Raw genomic sequence first — 3,752 nt, 5'->3', positions numbered from 1 at the left:
CTCACTATTGAATCTCATCGGTCACGGCAGTGCCGTGGACGGCACGCTCAAGACTATTATTGATGACTGGCTGGTGGGGGGTGTTTTCGATGTCATCGGACGAATCTTCGTAGCCTCGCTCAAGCTCCTTGTCGTGCCACTGGTGTTCGTGTCCCTGGTTTGCGGGTCGAGCTCCCTGGGCGACAGTGCTCGTATGGGACCCATTGCCGGTAAGACGCTGCTGTTTTATCTGGCCACCACTGCAATTGCAGTCACCGTAGCTTTGGTTGTCGCGGTATTCGTGGGCCCGGGCAGTTCGGTACAACTGGATACCAGTGCTGCCTTTGTTGCCACAGAGCCACCCCCCCTTAAAGAGGTGGTGGTGAACATATTCCCCAGTAATCCCATCCAAGCGATGGCCGATGGTGAGATGCTGCAGATCATCGTGTTTGCCCTGCTCTTTGGTTATGCACTCTCCCGAGCGGGAGAAGCCGGTCAGCGAATGGCGACTTACTTTAGCGATCTCGAAGCGGTGGTCATGAAGATGGTGGGCGTGCTCATGGCTTTCGCCCCCTATGGCGTGTTTGCCTTGCTGGGCCGTCTGTTCGCAGAAATGGGCCTTGGGGCGATTTTGGATCTAGGCGCTTACTTCCTTACGGTGCTGGGAGTATTGATTTTTCACGGCACGGTTACCTATGGCTTCATATTAAAGTCAATGACCGGTCTGCCGCCCAGGGTAATGTTGAAGAAGATGCGCTCGGTTTGGGCATTTGCTTTCTCCACGGCTTCATCCGGGGCAACCTTGCCTATCACTCTGCGCACAGTTGAGAAAAAGCTCGGCGTACATAACTCCGTAGCTGGATTTACTGTGCCCTTGGGCGCCACGATCAACATGGCTGGCACTGCGATCATGCAAGGCGTAGCGACGGTGTTTATCGCGCAGGTCTATGGCTTTGATTTAAGCATGACGGCCTACATCACGGTGATCCTGACCGCGACTCTGGCATCTGTGGGGACCGCCGCGGTACCGGGTGTGGGACTCATTACTCTGGCGATGGTGCTTGAGCAGGCAGGATTGCCGGTTGAAGGCATCGCGCTGATCATTGGTGTGGATCGCCTCCTCGATATGGTGCGCACCATGGTCAACGTTACCGGTGACGCCACGGCGTCGGTGGTAGTGGGCAAGAGCGAAAAGCAGCTTGATGAGGAGGTGTTCTTCAATCCGAATGCCGATGCCCATCCCGAGTCTGCAGTACCGGAGGCTTCTGCTGGAGCCGCTTAACGCGCTTAAGAAGTCGGTGGGTAACTCCCCAGCACATGCATGAGTAATCAGGTCACCTATGAGCATTAAGGTCACAATTGTTCCCGTCACTGCGTATCAGCAGAACTGTTCGATACTCAAGTGCGAGGCTACCGGTAAAGCCGCAATTGTAGATCCCGGTGGGGATATCGAACGCATTCTTGCGGCGGTCGATCAATTGGGGGGCACCGTCGAAAAAATCATTTTGACCCATGGGCACATGGATCATTGCGCGGCCTCTGACGTCCTCAGGCAACAGCTATCGGTGCCTATTGAGGGGCCCCATGAAGACGACCGGTTTTGGATCGATAAGCTTCCCGAGTGGTGCAAGATGGCCAGCTTTCCCATCGCCGAGGCTTTTGAGCCGGATCGTTGGCTGGTGGGCGGCGATACCGTGACCGTGGGAGAGCAAACCCTAAAAGTATTTCATTGTCCGGGTCATACTCCGGGCCATGTGGTGTTTGTGCACGACACTCAGCGCGTCGCTTGGGTCGGCGATGTGATCTTTCAGGGCTCTATCGGTCGTACGGACTTTCCCCAGGGCAATCATGACGATCTCATCAACAGCATACGTAACACGCTGTTCCCCTTAGGAGATGACATCACCTTCATTCCCGGTCATGGCCCTACATCCACTTTCGGACAAGAACGACAGACTAATCCGTTTGTCGCCGATCAGCGGTATGGCTGATACGCCGGAGCAGGCTCAGCGCCGGGCAGACTTTCTCGCGCAAACCGCCCAAATCGAATTCGCTGAGCTGCAACGGTACTTCGCGGCGGGACGCTTGATATTGGTGAGTGACGACCTGGATCTCATCGAGGTGGCGGTGCAGTTATCCCAAGATAATGCGGCGCAATTCGAGCAGTGGATGAATACCGGCGGTGTTGAGGGCGTCGGCGATGAGCGCGCCACCCGCTGGCTCGCGGACAATCGTTCATTGTGGGCCGTCGTTGCAGACCCCTGGGTGCTTGTGCAGCAACGAAAGAGCGCTGCAACACCTCCAGAAGCTTCTGATAGCGAGTAGTGTCGATCCTTATTCGATCTTTGCGGGACGCCCTTCAAACACCGTTCCCCAAACAGGGATCTCGCGAAGTCCCGTCATACCCACGGCATAGGGGTCTTGTTCCAGCACAGTAAAGTCTGCGCGCTTGCCTGCGCGAATCGAGCCTATCTCATCCTCCCAACCCATCACCCAGGCCGCGTCGATGGTAATGCCGCGCAGGGCGCTATCGAGGCTGATGCGTTGTTCCTGACCCGTGGCATTGCCGTTGATGGTGATCCTGTTAGTCGCGGTCCACGCCAGGGTTAGAGGCTCAAGGGGTGCCATGGGTGCGTCGGAGTGAAGTGCGAGGGGCATGCCAGCACGTTCAACAGAGCCCAGGGGAACCATTTGCGCGCTGCGATCCGGACCCAGCCAGGCTTCGCCATAAAGGTCGGACAAGATGTAGTGGTAGTAGGGGTTTGCGGAAATCACGCCACCAAGCGCGGCAAACTGTCTGATCTGCTCCTCGGTAGTGTAAGCAAAGTGCTCCAGGGTTAATCGATGATCCGGTCGCGGATGCTCTATTTGCAGTGCTTTGAGCATTTCGATGAGCGCTGCGGCGCTGGCATCACCATTGGTGTGAGCGTGAATTTTGTAGCCCGCTTTCCAAAAATGTGAGGCCCAGACCGCAGTGACATCCAGAGGGGCCATCCACTGGCCCTCATGCCCATCGAGATATCCCGGGGGACCCATCTGCGCCAGCCCGTTATAGATTGCACCGTCCATCATCAACTTGAAGTGATGGTCAATTATTACGCGATCGGAATTATCCTCCCGCCAGCGATCTATCTCCTCTTCAGCCTCAGCTGGGCTTCGGCCCCGCGCCAAAAAGTCGGTAATGATGGGCGTCATGACAATGCGTAGCGGCGCGTCGGTATCAGCGACCGCTTTTCTTATGAGCGCGAGTTCCTGCTCCGGGTTCCCGAAAATACCCGTGCCCATGTCCAGTGCAGTAGTGACGCCGCCTCGGTGGGCCATTGCCAGAAAGTTCTCCATCCCGCCCAGAAAGCGTGCAGGCTCAAACAAAAAACCCAGCTTGGGAACCAGAGCTTTTAGGCCATTTTCCCAAAAGTGTCCTCGCTCCCAGTCTGTCTCGTGTAGCTCGCGAACCTCAGCCTCGCTAAGCCCGAGTTCTTCGATAGCCGCATCGTTGAGGATGAGCTCGTGAAAGGAGCGATGCCACAACATCACGGACTGATCGGGGAACCACTCGCTGAGCTGTTCTCGATACACATCGCCATGCCAGAGAGGGTGATAGCCCCAGGTGATGAAGGGCAGCTCGGCATCATGCGCGGCCACGAGTTTCCGGAGTTTCTTTTCAAAGTCCTTGGGTGTTAAGGCTCCTGGAAAGCTGCCTGTGGGGAGTTCCCAGCTGTCCGGCGCCAGGAAGGGAAACTGTGTGAGCACGGCGGGAAGTGAGGGGTGGACGT

At 56.6% G+C, this 3,752-nt stretch carries 4 protein-coding genes; 3 read left to right on the top strand and 1 reads right to left on the bottom strand.

Translation table 11 applies throughout. The annotated features are described in order from the left end of the window. The 3 genes from ACTG39_RS14055 to ACTG39_RS14045 form a co-directional block, all read left to right on the top strand. Nucleotides 1–1,261, top strand: a 1,261-nt coding sequence (locus ACTG39_RS14055) for a dicarboxylate/amino acid:cation symporter (protein ID WP_439108190.1), incomplete at its 5' end; no start/stop codon positions are given. Between the two features lie 58 nt (nt 1,262–1,319). Next, nucleotides 1,320–1,970, top strand: coding sequence for an MBL fold metallo-hydrolase (locus tag ACTG39_RS14050; RefSeq protein ID WP_439108189.1), 651 nt, complete (start codon nt 1,320–1,322; stop codon nt 1,968–1,970). After that, complete coding sequence (locus tag ACTG39_RS14045; protein WP_439108188.1) at nt 1,963–2,304, top strand: DUF2288 domain-containing protein; 342 nt, start codon at nt 1,963–1,965, stop codon at nt 2,302–2,304. Before ACTG39_RS14050 ends, ACTG39_RS14045 begins: the two co-directional genes overlap by 8 nt. 9 nt (nt 2,305–2,313) lie before the next feature. Here the strand turns inward: ACTG39_RS14045 and ACTG39_RS14040 are convergent. After that, the coding region (locus ACTG39_RS14040) for an amidohydrolase (RefSeq protein ID WP_439108187.1) at nt 2,314–3,752 on the bottom strand (1,439 nt) is incomplete at its 5' end.

Source organism: Congregibacter sp., from assembly GCF_965662665.1.
Lineage (GTDB): Bacteria > Pseudomonadota > Gammaproteobacteria > Pseudomonadales > Halieaceae > Congregibacter.
Note: the sequence above shows the minus strand (reverse complement) of the source record. Positions and strands in the feature narration are given on the sequence as shown.

Coding starts and splice junctions, on each gene's coding strand:
- ACTG39_RS14045 (WP_439108188.1), top strand. CDS start 1,963: ATGGCTGATACGCCGGAGCAGGCTCAGCGCCGGGCAGACTTTCTCGCG.
- ACTG39_RS14050 (WP_439108189.1), top strand. CDS start 1,320: ATGAGCATTAAGGTCACAATTGTTCCCGTCACTGCGTATCAGCAGAAC.